General features: G+C 65.4%; 14 protein-coding genes and 1 pseudogene. 6 read left to right on the top strand and 9 right to left on the bottom strand.

Translation table 11 applies throughout. The features are described from left to right. Positions 1 to 30: 30 nt before the first annotated feature. From C8J36_RS06790 to C8J36_RS06770, 5 genes are all read right to left on the bottom strand, one after another. Positions 31 to 1635, bottom strand: a complete 1605-nt coding sequence (locus tag C8J36_RS06790) for a methyl-accepting chemotaxis protein (protein WP_132533582.1) — start codon at positions 1633 to 1635, stop codon at positions 31 to 33. Next, positions 1636 to 1905 carry a hypothetical protein gene (locus C8J36_RS06785; protein ID WP_132533580.1) on the bottom strand — a complete coding sequence of 90 codons (270 nt, stop codon included), beginning with the start codon at positions 1903 to 1905 and terminating at the stop codon, positions 1636 to 1638. Positions 1906 to 2162: 257 nt separating this feature from the next. Next, positions 2163 to 2753 (bottom strand): glutathione S-transferase, encoded by a 591-nt coding sequence (locus C8J36_RS06780; RefSeq protein WP_062594880.1) that lies wholly within the window; start codon positions 2751 to 2753, stop codon positions 2163 to 2165. 55 nt (positions 2754 to 2808) lie between these two features. After that, entirely contained in the window at positions 2809 to 3612 is an 804-nt protein-coding gene (locus tag C8J36_RS06775; RefSeq protein ID WP_245506476.1) for a ribonuclease, read from the bottom strand. A 244-nt stretch (positions 3613 to 3856) separates the two neighbouring features. Beyond that, positions 3857 to 4735, bottom strand: coding sequence for a 23S rRNA (adenine(2030)-N(6))-methyltransferase RlmJ (locus C8J36_RS06770; RefSeq protein ID WP_132533578.1), 879 nt, complete (start codon positions 4733 to 4735; stop codon positions 3857 to 3859). A gap of 68 nt (positions 4736 to 4803) precedes the next feature. On the opposite strand from C8J36_RS06770, the gene C8J36_RS06765 reads away from it, so the two are divergent. Together C8J36_RS06765 and C8J36_RS06760 are read left to right on the top strand one after the other, a co-directional pair. Further along, complete coding sequence (locus tag C8J36_RS06765) at positions 4804 to 6999, top strand: molybdopterin oxidoreductase family protein (protein WP_132533576.1); 2196 nt, start codon at positions 4804 to 4806, stop codon at positions 6997 to 6999. Continuing rightward, complete coding sequence (locus C8J36_RS06760; RefSeq protein ID WP_132533574.1) at positions 6996 to 7589, top strand: NUDIX domain-containing protein; 594 nt, start codon at positions 6996 to 6998, stop codon at positions 7587 to 7589. The genes C8J36_RS06765 and C8J36_RS06760 overlap by 4 nt, the downstream gene beginning before the upstream one ends. 1 nt (position 7590) lies before the next feature. Here C8J36_RS06760 and dcd read toward each other — a convergent pair whose 3' ends face one another. From dcd to purM, 4 genes are all read right to left on the bottom strand, one after another. Next, on the bottom strand, positions 7591 to 8124 hold the full coding sequence (dcd, locus tag C8J36_RS06755; RefSeq protein ID WP_132533572.1) for a dCTP deaminase: 534 nt from the start codon (positions 8122 to 8124) through the stop codon (positions 7591 to 7593). A 21-nt stretch (positions 8125 to 8145) separates the two neighbouring features. Continuing rightward, positions 8146 to 8400, bottom strand: a complete 255-nt coding sequence (locus C8J36_RS06750) for a hypothetical protein (RefSeq protein WP_132533570.1) — start codon at positions 8398 to 8400, stop codon at positions 8146 to 8148. 134 nt (positions 8401 to 8534) lie between these two features. Then, positions 8535 to 9152 carry a phosphoribosylglycinamide formyltransferase gene (purN, locus tag C8J36_RS06745; RefSeq protein ID WP_132533568.1) on the bottom strand — a complete coding sequence of 206 codons (618 nt, stop codon included), beginning with the start codon at positions 9150 to 9152 and terminating at the stop codon, positions 8535 to 8537. Beyond that, a complete protein-coding gene (purM, locus tag C8J36_RS06740; protein ID WP_132533566.1) occupies positions 9149 to 10231 on the bottom strand; it encodes a phosphoribosylformylglycinamidine cyclo-ligase in 1083 nt (360 codons plus the stop codon). The genes purN and purM overlap by 4 nt, the downstream gene beginning before the upstream one ends. 306 nt (positions 10232 to 10537) lie before the next feature. Here purM and C8J36_RS06735 point away from each other — a divergent pair, with 306 nt between their 5' ends. From C8J36_RS06735 to ppx, 4 genes and pseudogenes are all read left to right on the top strand, one after another. Beyond that, entirely contained in the window at positions 10538 to 11668 is a 1131-nt protein-coding gene (locus tag C8J36_RS06735; protein WP_132533564.1) for an AI-2E family transporter, read from the top strand. Next, positions 11665 to 12372, top strand: coding sequence for a DnaA regulatory inactivator HdaA (gene hdaA, locus C8J36_RS06730; protein WP_132533562.1), 708 nt, complete (start codon positions 11665 to 11667; stop codon positions 12370 to 12372). The genes C8J36_RS06735 and hdaA overlap by 4 nt, the downstream gene beginning before the upstream one ends. A gap of 194 nt (positions 12373 to 12566) precedes the next feature. Continuing rightward, positions 12567 to 14726 (top strand): annotated as a pseudogene (locus tag C8J36_RS06725) (RNA degradosome polyphosphate kinase); the annotation flags it as partial. A 12-nt stretch (positions 14727 to 14738) separates the two neighbouring features. Further along, entirely contained in the window at positions 14739 to 16259 is a 1521-nt protein-coding gene (gene ppx, locus C8J36_RS06720; RefSeq protein WP_062594888.1) for an exopolyphosphatase, read from the top strand. The last annotated feature ends 71 nt before the right edge of the window (positions 16260 to 16330 follow it).

Below are 16330 nucleotides of genomic sequence, written 5' to 3'. Positions count from 1 at the left end.
GCGGACCCGACGTCCCCGATCCGCCGAACGCTAGGCGGCGCGGCGGCCGACCATCGTCGCGACGTTTCCGGGGGCCTTGCCGAGATGGAACTGCGACAGCAGGTCCTCCAGCTTGGAGGCCTCGCCGGCCAGCGAGTGGACGGCGGCCGTGGCTTCCTCGACCATCGCGGCATTGCGCTGCGTTTCCTGGTCGATCGTATTGATCGCCGAGTTGATGTGGCCGAGGCCGGCCGACTGGTCGGAGGCCGCGTTGGAGATGAGGCCGATCTGGTCGGCGATGTGGCGGACCTCCTCTTCGATCGTGCGCAGCGCCTTGCCCGTCTCGCCGACGAGGAGGACGCCGTGCTGGACCTGGGCCGCCGAGGTGCCGATCAGGCCCTTGATCTCCTTGGCGGCGTTGGCGGACCGCTGGGCGAGTTCGCGCACCTCCTGCGCCACGACCGCAAAGCCCTTGCCGGCCTCGCCGGCGCGGGCGGCTTCGATGCCGGCATTGAGCGCAAGCAGGTTGGTCTGGAAGGCGATCTCGTCGATGACGCCGATGATCTGGCTGATCTGCTGCGACGATTCCTCGATCCGGCCCATGGCGGACACGGCCTCGGTCACCGCGGCGGCGGATTTCTCGGCACCGGATTTCGCCGTGTCGACCAGCCGGCCGACATCGGCGGCGAGCGAGGCCGTGCTCTCGACGGCGGAGAGCGCTTCGGCGAGAGCCCCCGAGGTCTCCTCGACGGAAGCGGCCTGGCGCTCGGTGCGCCGCGACAGCTCGTCGTTCGATCCGCCGAGCGCGACGGCGTCGCCCCGGACCGCGGATGCGACGACGCCGACATGGGTCATCGCCGTTTCCAGCTTGCTGACCGATTCGTTGAAGGACACGCGCAGTTCGTCCACCTCTTCATGGAGCTGCTCCTCGATCCGGAAGTGCAGGTCCCCGGACGACAGCGCCCGCAGCGCGCCGGCAATCACGCGCACGGCTTTTTCGGTCTCGCGGGCGACACACTGCCGCTCGGCTTCGAAGCCGGCGCGCTGGCGTGCCGCGGTCTCGCTGGCCTGATGTGCCTCGGCGGACAGGGCGGCCGCCTCTTCATGCGCCGCGATCGATTCGGCGGACGCCGCCGCGGCAGCGGTGAAGGACCGCACGACCGCGCTGGTCAGACCGATCAGCGCTCCGGCCTGGAGAACGAGGATAACGGCGTGCAGGACGACGCGGCTGAAATCGGATTGACCGGGGAACACGGCCGTCGGCATGACGACGTAGAGCGAGAGGTGATGGACGGCCACCACGGCGGCATAGGCGACGATCGCGCGCCAGTCGATCCACACGGCGCACATGGCAAGCGTCGCGAAGAAATACATGTGCATGTCGATCTGGTAGGCCGAGCCGGCCGAGACGAAGACGAGCATGCCCACCTGGGCGGCCAGCGCCATCGCGTTCACCACGCGGGTGGTCGGCCCCGCCTTGCTGCCGAGCCAGAAACCGGTGGAAACGGCGGCGATCAGGGCGGCGGCGGCAAGGCTTCCGGTCGAGAGACCGCCGGCGCTCAAGCTGCTCCCGAGCCCGATCAGAACCACATTGAGCCACAGCAGAGCCGTCGTCCCGTAGGATGCCCTGATGCGAAGACTGTCTAGCGCGTTCATTCAATTTTCCTTTGAGCATCCCACGGCGAGCGCGTGGTCGAGAACAAGCATGGCGCCTTCGGTCATCAGCCTTGAGGAAAGACCCGGAGCGTCGGAATAGACGACGGCGAGCCAGCTCTGGCCGCCGCGCTCGACGAAACTGCCATTCGCGGCAGCGACGATCTGCATCATCCGCGCTTCGGAGGTCCCCGGATATCCCACAACGAGAACGGTATTCCCCTTGGGGATCGCGATGCCCGCAAGCATCAGAACGAGAAACGTAAGGAACACGCTCCCGACAATCCTGAGATCGACCGCATCCGACACCGTGATAATTCCAGCTAAATTAGGTAAGGCTTGAAATAAATATCCGTGGACGATTAAATTCCCGTAAATCGCCGCGTGCGTTACAAATTTTTCGCATCACGTCATAAAACAACGGCCCGCAGATGCGGGCCGGGTCGGTCGGTCTGGACAGAAGGGGAAGTGCCGGAGCCTCGCCCGGCGCAATTGTCCGGCGCAGTTGCCCGGCGCGTCTGGCGCGAGTCTCAGGCCTTGAAGAGCTTGTAGTCCGGAAAATGCTTTTCGAATTTCTCCGGCCAGCTTTTGAGCTTCGGGCGGCCCTTCTGCCATTCCCCGGCAAAGCGCAGTTCGATGTAGCGCAGCGTGGCGGCGAGCGCGAAATGGCCGGCATGGAGTTTCGCGCCGGTCTTCGGCAGGTTGGCGTCCAGATGGTCCAGCGCCCGCTCGACCTTTTCCCACTGGCGCTCGATCCAGGGCTCGTGAACCTTCTCCGGCGGGTGGAAGCGCTTTTCGTAGACGATGGCGAGCAGGCTGTCGCAGATCCCGTCGCAGAGCGCTTCCAGCACCTCGGCCTGCACCCGCTTTTCCGGGTTGCGCGGATAGAGCGTGCCCTTCGTCTCGCGGTCGATGAAATGCATGATGACGCTGCTGTCGAAAATGGCCTGGCCGCTGTCGAGCACCAGCGTCGGGATCTTGCCGAGCGGGTTGCTGGCGATCAGGTCCGGCGGGTTCGAATTGGTGTCGGTGAGCACGCTCTCGGCCGGCAGGCCGGCATAATGCGCGGCCATGCGCACCTTGGTGGAATAGGGGGAGGCGGGGGAATAGAGGATCTTCATCTGTGCACCATGGGTCTTCTGAGGAGGATTGGGGAGATGATGGTGGTCGCGCCCGTCATCGGCGGGACGCGGAGGGAATGGTCAGGTCGCGCGCCCGGCAGCCGCCGCGATCCACTTCCGTGCAGGCCCGGAAGGCAAGGTCGCGGGTGAGGCAGATGCGGATCTCGTCCAGCCGGTCGTCGCCGCAGGTCACCGCGACGCCCTGCGGGCTCATGCCGGGATTGGCCTCGGCCATCGCCATCTCGATCGCGGCCGGGCTCATCCGCCGGCGCGCGTCGGCAGTCTCGAGGGTCGAGGGAATGCGCACCCGCTCGCGGGCCGCCCGCAGCACGGCGAAGTAATCGCGCTGGCCGAGGCCCGAGCAGGTGCCGTGCTTGCGCCACTGATGGCCGATCAGACCCATGGAGGGAATGATGTCGAACAGGCCGCGCCCGAGCGCGTCGGGCACCCGGTCGCCGTCGCGCGACGGGCAGAAGGCGGGAAAGCCGCGCTCGTTCTGGGGCCAGAGGCCGTGGACGATGAAGCGATAATCGCGCTGGCCATTGCACTGCGCCGTCTTGCCCGCCCGGTCGTTTTCCGCGCACCAGCTCGGCGACCAGGAGAGCGAGAGGACGTAGAAATCGAAGCCGCTGCCGATCGGGACATTTCGGGCGACCTCGGGACGTTTTTTTGTCGGCGCTCTCTCTTCAGGGGCCCGCCTGTCGGGCATCGGCGACGCAGGGCGGGAAGACGGTTCTGCCGAACGCTCGGGCACCGTCTGCAGGATGGGGGGCGTGGCCGTCGCCGGGCCGCGCGTCTGCTCTGCCGAAGGCTCGTCGCCGCAGCCGGACAACAGGAGCGTGGCGAGGAGCGCCGCCATCGTCAAAAGGGGAGCCGGCCGGCCTGTCACACTGCAAACCCGCAGGCCGGACCGCAGGGCGCATGACGGCTGCGGAGAGGGAGAACCTTCGTCATCGTCGTCTCCCGTCTCGGCCACCGGGCGCTTCGTTGCGCCGCGAGAGATTGCGTCGCTGAGGTGCATCGCGTCAACCCGCGGCGAAATTTTTCGCCGCCGCGCGAAATTTTTCGCCGCCGCGCGAAATTTTTCGCCGCCTCCACTCGGCTCAGACGTCGTCGTCGGCCGCCACGTCGCGTTCCTCGCCGCGAAGCCAGAGGGCGCGGGCGGAGGCGAAGCGGTCCTGCTTCAGGCGGTCTTTCAGGAAGGGCAGCAGCACGTCGAGCTCGCCCTTCAGCGTGAAGGGCGGATTGACGATGATGAGGCCGGTGCCGGTCAGCCCGGTCGTACCGCGGTCGCTCTTTACCGTCAGCTCGCAGCAGAGCATCTTCGGAATGTTCAGCGCCGCCAGCTTTTCATGGAATTCGGCGATCGGCGCGCCCTGCTTCAGCGGATACCAGAGGCAGAAGGTGCCGCCGGGAAAGCGGCGATAGGCCTTGGCGAGACCCTTTTCCAGCCGCTCGTATTCACCCGCCTCCTCAAACGGCGGATCGACCAGCACCAGCCCGCGCTTTTCCTTCGGCGGCAGATGCGCGCCGAGCGCCAGCCAGCCGTCGAGTTCGGTGATGCGGCTCTGATAGTCGCCGTCGAACAGGCGGTTCAGTGTCTCGTAGTCGTCGGGGTGCAGCTCCATCGCCGACAGCCGGTCCTGCGGCCGCATCAGGAGACGCGTCAGCTTCGGCGAGCCCGGATACTGCGCAAGCCCGCCCTCCGGGTTGAGCGCCGCGATCGCCTCCAGATAGGGCGCGAGAATCGGCTGGACGGCGGGCGGCACCGGGTCTGCCAGCAGCCGGCCGATGCCGTCGCGCCACTCGCCGGTCTTCTGCGCTTCCTCGCTGGACAGGTCGTAGAGCCCGATGCCGGCATGGGTATCCAGCACGCGGAACGCCTTGTCCTTCTGCTTGAGATACGTGACGAGACGGGCGAGCACCGCATGCTTCAGCACGTCGGCAAAATTGCCCGCATGATAGATGTGCCGATAATTCATGATCTCTGGTGATCGCCTTGATGAAATGTTGAGATGCGACGGGCAAAGCGCTTTGTGCCGCTTTGGCGATGTCCTATAGAAAACCCATGAACCTTGCGACCCCCATCAAAGCGGAAAACCCCGTCCAAGCGGAAAACACGATCGGACATTCCGTCTGTCCGCATGACTGTCCCTCGGCCTGCGCGCTGGAGGTGGACCTGACGCCGGACGGCCGGATCGGCCGGCTGCGCGGCGCGTCCGCCAATAGCTACACCGCCGGCGTCATCTGCGCCAAGGTGGCGCGCTATTCCGAGCGCATCTACCATCCCGGCCGCCTGCTGGTGCCGCAGCGCCGCGTGGGCGGCAAGGGCGAGGGCGGTTTTCAGGAGATCGCCTGGGAGGCCGCACTCGACGAGATCGCCGAAGCCTTCCTGAAAGCGGAAGCACGGCACGGCTCGGAGGCCGTCTGGCCGTATTTCTATGCCGGCACGATGGGGCAGGTGCATCGCGACAGCATCGAGCGTCTGCGCCACGCCAAGCGCTATTCCGGCTTCTTCGGCTCGATCTGCACCAATCCCGCCTGGACCGGCTTCACCATGGGAACCGGTGCCTTGCGCGGTCCCGATCCGCGCGAAATGGCGCTGTCGGATTGCGTCGTCATCTGGGGCACCAATGCGGTCTCGACCCAGGTCAACGTGATGACCCACGCCATCCGCGCCCGCAAGGAGCGCAAGGCGAAGATCGTCGTCATCGACATCTACGACAACCCGACCATGAAACAGGCCGACATGGCGCTGACCGTGCGCCCCGGCACGGATGCGGCGCTCGCCTGCGCCGTCATGCACATCGCCTTTCGCGACGGCTATGCCGACCGCGCCTATCTCGCCACCCATTCCGACGATCCGGAAGGTCTGGAAGCGCATCTGAAAAGCCGCGACCCGGCCTGGGCGTCCGCGATCACGGGCCTCTCCGTCGAGGAGATCGAGGCCTTCGCCCGTCTGGTCGGCACGACGCCGAAGAGCTATTTCCGCCTCGGCTACGGTTTCACCCGCCAGCGCAACGGCGCGGTGGCGATCCACGCCGCGGCGAGCATCGCGACGGTGCTCGGCGCTTGGAAGCACGAGGGCGGCGGCGCGTTCCACTCCAACAACGACATCTTCCGCTTCGACAAGCGCGAACTGACGGGCACCGCCATGGTGGACCCGGACATCCGCATGCTCGACCAGTCGCAGATCGGCCGCGTCTTGACCGGCGATGCCGAGGCCCTGCGCCATCGCGGACCCGTGACGGCGCTCCTCATCCAGAACACCAACCCGGTCAATGTCGCGCCGGAGCAGCGGCTGGTGAAACGCGGCTTCCTGCGCGACGACCTCTTCGTCGCGGTGCACGAGCAGTTCATGACCGACACGGCCAAGCTCGCCGATATCGTGCTGCCGGCCACCATGTTCCTGGAGCATGACGACCTCTACCGTGGCGGCGGCCACCAGCACATCCTGCTCGGGCCGAAGCTCGTCGAGCCGCCATCGACGGTGCGCACCAATCTCTTCGTCATCGAGGAACTGGCAAAACGCCTCGGCATCGCCGATCGCCCCGGCTTCGGCCGCAGCGAGCGCGATCATATCGACCGCATCCTCGTCAACTACGACAGTGGCTACGATCACCTGAAGGCGGCGAAGTGGCTCGATGTCCAGCCGGATTTCGCCACCGCCCATTTCATCGAAGGCTTTGGCCATGCCGACGGCCGCTTCCGCTTCCGTGCCGACTGGACCGGCACGCCCGCGCCCAATCGCCCGCCGGCCGCCATGGGCATGCTCGGCCCGGTCGAAGGCCTGCCGGTCTACCCCGACCATGCCGACCTGATCGAGGCCACCGACGCCGATCACCCGTTTCGCCTCGCGACCTCGCCCGCGCGCTCCTTCCTCAATTCGAGCTTTGCCGAAACGCCGGGCTCGGTGCAGAAGGAAGGCCGTCCCGAGGTCATGATCCATGCCGAGGACGCCGCCCGGCTTGCCATTCTCGAGGGCGATATCGTCCGGCTCGGCAATGTCAGGGGCGAGATCCGTCTCCACGCCCGCCTTGGCGGGGGAACGCGTCCCGGCGTCGTGATCGCCGAGGGCCTCTGGCCGAACGGCGCCCATCTCGACGGCGAGGGCATCAACGTGCTCACCGGTGCCGACAGCGTCGCGCCCTATGGCGGCGCCGCCTTCCACGACAACCGCATCTGGCTGAAGCGCGACGGGACCGCGATTGAGAGCACGACCACGCTGACGAGAAAGCCTGCATGACCAAGTTCGAGACCGCGCAGATCGAGATCCTCAAGGACGAGACGCTTTCTAAAAACTGGTACCACCTGCGCAACATCACCTTCCGCTACACGGACGCGGAGGGCCGCGCCAAGGTGCTGAAGCGCGAGACCTATGATCGCGGCAATGGCGCGACGATCCTGCTCTACGATCCGCGGCGCGATCTCGTGGTGCTCGTGCGCCAGTTCCGCGTGCCGACCTATGTCAATGGCGGCACTGGCTGGATGCTGGAAACGCCGGCCGGGTTGCTCGACGGCGATGCGCCCGAGGATGCGATCCGCCGCGAGGCGATGGAGGAAACCGGCTACCGCGTCGGTGCCGTCCGCTCGCTGTTCAAGGCCTATATGTCGCCCGGCGCCGTCACCGAAATCGTCCACTGCTTCGCCGCCGTCATCGACATCGAGGATCGCGTGGAAGAGGGCGGCGGTCTCGCCTCCGAAGACGAGGACATCGAGGTCGTGGAACTCGGCCTCGACGCCGCCATGGCCATGATCGCCTCCGGCGACATCTGCGACGGCAAGACGATCATGCTGCTGCAATGGGCGGTGATGAACCGGGAGAGCCTGCGATAGCTTATTCGGACTGTCCGGCAAAAATACCGGAGTATCCACGCTCCGGCGTTCCTGTCGTCATTTCGAAAACGAGTTGGCAGACATACATGTCGGGAGTGAGTTCGATCTCGTAGGGCCCGAAATTGTACATTTCCAGCTGTATCTGCCCGATGAAGCCGGAATGTATGATGGGCGCCGTCACGTGAATACTGATGCCAAGGCGAGCAAGCGAACTCTTGCCTTCGACACGCGCAGCAAGCCGGGATTTGAAGGGAATTGAAACCTTCTCCCGAGTCCAAGCGAGCACGAATTCGTTGGGTGCGAGCTTGAACGACCCGGTGTGCGATTCTTGAAGCTGCGAAAACTGGGTATAGCTATACCCGGCCTTGCCGGGAGATATCGTGGTTCCCGGCAGCTTCTTCCACGTCTTGAACGTATCGGATAGTTTTAGATCAATACTCGTGGACGAAACGGCCACATCAAGGTCTGGAAGCGGAGTGATCTCCACATATTTGTCGGCTAAGGCAATACGGATTTCGCGATCGATCAGAATCATCAAAATATGCCTTTAACAAAGTTACGCGGCGACGGAGTCCTTTGCGACGGCGTCATCACCGATCCAGGCCCGCATGCGTCCCGAACTGGCTTCACGCGGCAATTCGATCAGAAACTGGCCATCGCGTTGCGATATGACGGAACCGACGTCGATTGCGCCATCCTTGAGAATGGAGGCATCGACGATGATTTCTTCTGTTCCTTCGACGGTCTGGACCTCGATGACGACCTCCGAGGGACCGGGTCCTTCCATGATCTTTTTGAAGCGTATCCGCATAAGGCGCTCTCCTCGGTGCTTTCGGATTGAGTCTTTCCACGCTCATCATGAGCGGCAATCGTCAAACGCGCCAGTCTGAAGTGCGTTCAAACATGTGTCCTACAGAGAATCTTGAAGCCGGGGTTTGATCGGCCTCAGCCGCCCATCCTGACCGCGCCGCCCGCGACCATCCGCAGGGCCTGCGCATAGGTGCGATGCTCCACCGTCAGCACGCGGGCCGCCAGTGTTTCCGCGGTATCGCCGTCAAGCACGGGCACGCGCGTCTGCAGGATCACGGGGCCTTCGTCCATGCCCTCGGTGACGAAATGCACGGTGCAGCCGGCCTCTGTTCGGCCGGCGTCGAGCGCGCGCCGATGCGTGTCGAGGCCGGGGAAATCGGGCAGGAGGGAGGGGTGGATGTTGAGGATGCGGCCCTTGTAGCGGTTTATGAAGGCGCCGCTCAGAAGCCGCATATAGCCGGCCAGGCACAGGAGATCGGGCTTCAGCGTTTCCACATGATCGAGAATGGCGGCTTCGTGGGCTGCCTTGTCGGCGTAGTCGCGCCGCTCGAAGGCAGCCGTGGGAATGCCGCGGGCCTCGGCCTTTGCCAGTCCGCCGGCGCTCGCGCGATCCGACACCACGCCGACGATCTCGGCGGGATAATCGTCCGCGGCGCAGGCGTGGCTCAGCGCCAGCATATTGGAGCCGCCGCCGGAGATGAACACGACGACGCGTTTGCGCGGCGCCGTTCCGCTCACGAGCGTCTCGCTCACAGCGCCAGCGTTCCCTGGTAGACCACGCCCGCCGCGCCCTCGTCGCGGGCGATCATCCGGCCGAGGCGGAACACCGTCTCGCCCTCGGCGGACAGCGCCGCCGCCACGCTGTCGGCGACATCGGCCGGGACGACGGCGATCATGCCGACGCCGCAGTTGAAGGTGCGCAGCATCTCGGTCGCCGCCACGCCGCCGGTGCGGGCCAGCCAGGCGAACACGGGAGGCGCCTTGACGGCGGAAAGATCGATCTCGGCCGCGAGATGCTTGGGCAGCACGCGCGGGATGTTTTCCGGAAAGCCGCCGCCGGTGATGTGGGCGAGCGCCTTGATGCCGCCGGTCTCGCGGATGACCTTCAGCAACGGCTTCACATAGATGCGCGTCGGCGTCATCAGCACGTCGGCAAGCGTCGCACCGTGCGTGCCGGCGTCGAAGGGGGCGGGCGCGTCCCAGGCGAGGCCCGAGAGCCCGACGATCTTGCGCACCAGCGAATAGCCGTTGGAGTGGACGCCGGAGGAGGCGAGGCCGAGGATGACGTCGCCTTCCGCGATATCGCCCGCCGGCAGCAGCTGTCCGCGCTCGGCAGCGCCCACGGCAAAGCCCGCGAGATCGTAGTCGCCGCCCGAATACATGCCCGGCATTTCCGCCGTCTCGCCGCCGATCAGCGCGCAGCCGGCATCCCGGCAGCCCGCGGCGATGCCCGCGACGATCGCCGCACCCTGGTCGGGGTCGAGCTTGCCGGTCGCGAAATAGTCGAGGAAGAACAGCGGCTCGGCGCCCTGCACCACGAGATCGTTGACGCACATGGCCACAAGATCGATGCCGACGGTGTCGTGCTTGTCGGCGTCGATGGCGATCTTCAGCTTGGTGCCGACGCCGTCATTGGCCGCGACGAGAACCGGATCGGTGAAGCCCGCGGCCTTCAGGTCGAACAGGCCGCCGAAGCCGCCGATTTCGCCATCGGCGCCCGGCCTGCGGGTGGAGCGGACATGCGGCTTGATCTTCTCGACCATCAGGTTTCCGGCATCGATATCGACGCCCGCATCGCTGTAGGTCAGACCGTTCTTTCCCGACTGGCTCATGTTTGGCTCTCCACGCACCCGTTCAAGCCCTGCGATTGGCATGTGGTGCGGGCAAGTGCAAGCGCACAAGGGGCGCCACGGGGCTTTTTCCCGCACGGATCGCGTCCCGATGCGGCCTCACGGACCGGTCGTCTCGCGTTCACGCCGCGGGGATAGCCAGTCGCGGGCGCTTGACCGGCTGCCTTGCACCGTCCTATCTCCAGCCTATCTCATTGCAGGAAGACCCCGGGCCCCAAGAGAACCCGGGTGAAGCGAGCCCCGGGCCCCCGTGGGGCCACTGCGGTGTCAACAGGATCGGAGCGTCAGATGGCCACCATTTTCAGCGGCAAGGGACTTCGCCGCCAGGCCGTCTTCTGGGCGGCCTTCTTCGTCCTCTTCATCGCCTTCCTGTTCGTGTTCTCCTCCATCCTCCTGCCGTTCCTGGCCGGCATGGCGCTCGCCTATTTCCTCGATCCGATCGCCGATCGGCTGGAGAAATGGGGCCTGAGCCGGATGATGGCGACCATCGTCATTCTCGTCGGCTTCATCGTCGTCTTCGCGCTTTCGCTGGTGCTGATCATCCCGATCATCTTCACGCAGGCCTCCGAATTCATCGCCAAGATCCCGGACTATGTCGCGAGCTTCCAGGACTTTCTGGCAAGCCCCCATGCCGAAATCCTGCCGGACTGGCTGCAGAGCCAGTTGCCGGCGATCCGTCAGAATTCGGCGCGCCTGCTGGCCCAGGGCGCAAGTTTCCTCGGCACGCTGGTGCAGCAGCTCTGGAACTCCGGCGTTGCGCTGCTCGACATCATCTCGCTGTTCGTCGTCACCCCCGTCGTCGCCTTCTACCTGCTGCTCGACTGGGATCGCATGGTCGCCAAGGTCGACAGCTGGATCCCGCGCGGCCAGCTCTCCACCGTCCGCCAGATCGCGTCCGACATGGACAGTTCGATCGCCGGCTTCGTGCGCGGGCAGGGCTCGCTCTGCATCATTCTCGGCCTCTATTACGGCATCCTGCTCACCGTCGCCGGCCTCAACTTCGGCCTGCTCATCGGCTTCTTCGCGGGCATCATCAGCTTCATTCCCTATGTCGGCTCCATGGTCGGCCTGGTGCTGGCGGTCGGCGTGGCGCTGGTGCAGTTCTGGCCGGATTATTTCTGGGTCATCGTCGTCGCCTGCATCTTCTTCTCGGGGCAGTTCCTCGAAGGCAACATTCTGCAGCCGAAACTCGTCGGCAGCAGCGTCGGCCTGCACCCGGTGTGGCTGATGTTCGCGCTGCTCGCCTTCGGCTCGCTGTTCGGCTTCGTCGGGCTGCTCGTGGCCGTGCCCGCGGCTGCCGCGCTCGGCGTCCTCGTGCGCTTCGCTCTGGCGCGCTACCTCGAAAGCGACGTCTACCACAGCCCGCCGACGCACACGACCATCGAGGCCCAGCCGAACGTGCCGCACAGCCTGACATGAACCGCCGCGACGACCAGTTGCCGCTGCCTCTGGGGCATGCGCCGCAGATCAGCCGCGACGACCTGCTCATCTCGCCCTCGCTGGAGGCGGCGGTGGCGATCGTCGATCATTGGCCGCAATGGCCGTCGCCCGTGGTGGTGCTGGTCGGGCCGCCGGGGTCCGGCAAGTCGCACCTCGCCGCCATCTGGGCCGGCGCGAGCGGCGCGACCGCGATCGATCTCCAGCCCGGAACCGAGGCGCCCGAGATCGCCGCCAAGGGCCCCGTGCTCTTCGAGGACGCCGACCGGCGCGGCTTCGACGAGACCGCTCTGTTCCACGTCATCAACAGCGTGCGCGAAAACGGCACCTGTCTGATGGTCACCGCCCGCAGCCGGCCCGCCGCCTGGGGCGTGCGCCTGCCGGATCTCGCCTCGCGCCTGAAGGCGGTCACGGTCGTGGAGACCAGCGAGCCGGACGACGATCTTCTCGGCCAGGTTCTGATGAAGCTCTTTGCCGATCGCCAGCTCTTCCCCGACGAAAGGCTGATCGCCTATCTCGTCGCCCGCATGGAGCGCTCGCTCGAAACCGCCCATCGCGCGGTGGCCGAGATGGACCGGCTGGCGCTCGCCCGCCAGACGCGGATCAACCGCGCACTGGCTGCCGAAGTGCTTGAAAAAATTGGTAATGCAGGGGATACTCAGGAAATCCCGGACGCGGACGATTGACTGTCACAGTTCTGTCGTCAAACTCGTCTAGCAGCTTTTGAGAAAAGCGTATGAGGGAGCGGGACATGGACACGACGACAGCTGCGGCAAAGACGAGTACCGCGCCGGCCAACCCGAACGACAAGACCGCGACCGCCAAAGCGCCCGCCGATAAGACCTCGGCCGAAAAAGCGGGCGCCTCGAAAAGCGCGACGGCGAAGGACAACGTCGAGGACGGCATCGACCTCCTGAACAGCCCGGAACGCTTCATCAACCGCGAATTCTCCTGGCTGCAGTTCAATCGCCGCGTGCTGGAGGAAACCCTCAACACCGCCCATCCGCTGCTCGAACGCGTCCGCTTCCTGTCGATTTCGGCCGCCAACCTCGACGAGTTCTTCATGGTCCGCGTCGCCGGTCTCGAGGCGCAGGTGCGCCAGAGCGTCGTCGTGCGCAGTCCGGACGGCAAGACGCCGGCCGAACAGCTGGGCGACATCCTGAAAGAGATCAACACGCTGCAGATGGAGCAGCAGGCCTCGCTCGCCGTGCTGCAGCAGTATCTCGCCAAGGAGGATATCCTCATCGTGCGGCCGGTCTCGCTCTCGGCCGATGACCGGGCCTGGCTGGAGACGACCTTCGACCAGTCGATGTTCCCGGTCCTCACCCCGCTCTCCATCGATCCGGCGCATCCGTTCCCCTTCATTCCCAATCTCGGCTTCACCATGGGCCTGCAGCTCGTCAGCCGCTCCGGCCGCGAGCCGATGACGGCGCTGCTGCGCCTGCCCGTGGCGCTCGATCGTTTCGTGCGCCTGCCGGACGTGCATTCGACCATTCGCTACATCACGCTGGAAGACGTGGTGGGCATGTTCATCAGCCGCCTGTTCCCCGGCTACGACGTCAAGGGCGCCGGCACGTTCCGCATCATTCGCGACAGCGATATCGAGGTCGAGGAAGAGGCGGAAGACCTGGTGCGCTTCTTCGAGACCGCGCTGAAACGCCGCCGTCGCGGCTCGGTCATCCGCATCGAGATCGATTCGGAAATGCCGCTGGAGCTGCGCCGCTTCGTCATCTCGGAGCTTGCCGTGCCGGAAAACCGCGTGGCCGTTCTGCCCGGCCTGCTGGCGCTGAACACGCTGTCGGAAATCACCAAGGCGCCGCGGGAGGACCTGCGCTTCGCGCCCTACAATGCGCGATTTCCCGAGCGAGTCCGAGAGCACATGGGAGACTGCTTCGCCGCCATCCGCGAAAAAGACATGGTGGTTCACCACCCCTATGAGAGCTTCGACGTCGTTGTCCAGTTCCTCCATCAGGCTGCGCGCGATCCTGACGTCCTTGCGATAAAGCAGACGCTCTACCGCACCTCCAACGACAGCCCGATCGTGCGTGCGCTGATCGACGCGGCCGACGCCGGCAAATCGGTGACGGCGCTGGTCGAGCTCAAGGCCCGCTTCGACGAGGAGGCCAACATCCGCTGGGCGCGGGACCTCGAGCGCGCCGGCGTGCAGGTCGTCTTCGGCTTCATCGAGCTGAAGACCCATGCCAAGATGTCGATGGTCGTGCGGCGCGAGGAGGGCAAGCTGCGCACCTATTGCCACCTCGGCACCGGCAACTACCACCCCGTCACCGCCAAGATCTACACCGACCTGTCCTTCTTCACCTGCTCGCCCGTGATCGGCCACGACATGGCGAACATCTTCAACTTCATCACCGGCTATGGCGAGCCCGAGGCGGGCATGAAGCTGGCGATCTCGCCGCACACGCTGCGTCCGCGCATCCTCCAGCATATCGAGGAGGAGATCGTCCATGCCGGTGCCGGTCGCCCGGCGTCGATCTGGATGAAGATGAATTCGCTGGTCGATCCCGAGATCATCGATGCGCTCTACCGGGCAAGCCGCGCCGGCGTCGAGGTCGAGCTGATCGTGCGCGGCATCTGCTGCCTGCGTCCGCAGGTGCCCGGCCTGTCGGACAATATCCGCGTCAAGTCGATCGTCGGACGGTTTCTGGAGCACAGCCGCATCTTCTGTTTCGGCAACGGCCACGCTCTTCCCTCCGAGCATGCGCTTGTGTATATCGGCTCGGCGGACATGATGCCGCGCAACCTGGACCGGCGTGTCGAGACCCTCGTACCTCTCGTCAACCGGACCGTGCACGAACAGGTCCTGTCGCAGATCATGCTGGCAAATCTCATCGATAACCAGCAGAGCTACGAAATTCTCGAGGACGGCACCTCGCGACGGATCTCGGTGTCCAAGGACAGCGAGCCGTTCAATGCGCAAGTCTATTTCATGACCAATCCCAGCCTGTCGGGCCGGGGCGAGGCCCTGAAGTCGAGTGCGCCCAAGGTTATCGCCGGCTGGGACAGCGACCGCAGAAAGTAAAGCTGGACCCGTATGGTAGAATCCGAAGCTCAGGGGCGCTTGCCTGGCATCGCTCCTGTTTCCGTCGTCGATATCGGCTCCAACTCGATCCGGCTCGTGATCTATGAGGGGCTCAACCGTTCGCCGGCCGTGCTCTTTAACGAAAAGGTCATGTGCGGTCTTGGCAAGGGCATCGATGCCACGGGCCAGATGGATGCCGAAAGCGTCGAGCGGGCGCTGAAGGCGCTGCACCGCTTCAAGGCGCTGGCGACCCAGGCGCGCGCCTCCACCGGCTTCGTGCTGGCGACGGCGGCGGCCCGCGATGCCTCCAACGGTCCCGATTTCATCCGCCGCGCCGAGCTGATCCTCGGCCAGAAGATCCGCGTCCTCTCCGGCGAGGAAGAGGCCTATTTCTCCGCGCTCGGCATCGTCAGCGGCTATCATGATCCGGACGGCGTCGTCGGCGATCTCGGCGGCGGCTCGCTGGAGCTGGTCGATGTCGTCGGCCGCACCATCGGCACCGGCATCACCCTGCCGCTCGGCGGCATCCGCCTGTCGGAACATGCCGGGGGATCGCTGGAGCGGGCCCGCGCCTATGTCCGGAAGACGGTGAAGAACGTCGAGGTGCTGAAACGCGGCGCCGGGCGCAATTTCTACGCCGTCGGCGGCACATGGCGCTCCATCGCCAAGCTGCATATGGAACTCAGCGACTATCCGCTGCACATGATGCAGGGCTACGAGATGAGCTATGACGAGGCGATGAGCTTCCTGCCGGAGGTCATCGAGCCGAAGGACATCAAGATCCCGGCCTTCGCGGCGATTTCCCGCAGCCGCCGCAATCTTCTGCCCTATGGCGCGATCGCGCTGCAGGAGACGATCGCGCTGCTGAAGCCCGCCCGCATCTCGTTCTCCGCGCTCGGCGTGCGCGAGGGCTACCTGTTCTCGCTGCTGTCCGAACAGGCCCGCAATGCCGATCCGCTGCTCACCGCCGCCTCCGAACTCGCGATCCTGCGCGCCCGTTCGCCCGAACATGCCCGCGAGCTGGCACAGTGGACGGGCCGGGTGCTGCCGGCCTTCGGCGTCGAGGAGACCGAGGAAGAGGCCCGCTACCGGCAGGCCGCCTGCCTGCTCGCCGACATTTCCTGGCGCGCGCATCCCGATTATCGCGGCCTGCAGGCGCTCAATATCATCGCCCATTCCACCTTTTCCGGCATCACCCATGCCGGCCGCGCCTATATCGCGCTCGCCAACTACTACCGGCATGACGGCCTCAACGACACCGGCGCCACCAGCCCGCTGTCGGCCATCACCCCGGCGCGCATGCTGGAACTGGCGAAGATCCTCGGTGCGCTGCTGCGCGTCGCCTATCTCTTCTCCGCCTCCATGCCGGGCGTCGTCCGCAACCTCACCATCAAGCCGTCCGCCGCTGCAAATACCGATCTCGATTTCGTGGTGCCCGCGGCCTACAGCGAATTTGCCGGCGAACGCCTGGAAGGCCGCCTGCAGCAGTTGGCCAAGCAGACCGGCAAGCGGATCGCGTTCCGGTTCGAATAGGGGATCGTCTCAGACACAAAGGGGAGGACGGTGCAGCACCGTCCTCCCCTTGTTTTCGAGACCGGTGGAGA

Origin of the sequence: Rhizobium sp. PP-F2F-G48, from assembly GCF_004342335.1 — a bacterium.
Taxonomy (GTDB): Bacteria; Pseudomonadota; Alphaproteobacteria; order Rhizobiales; family Rhizobiaceae; genus Ferranicluibacter.
Note: the sequence above shows the minus strand (reverse complement) of the source record. Positions and strands in the feature narration are given on the sequence as shown.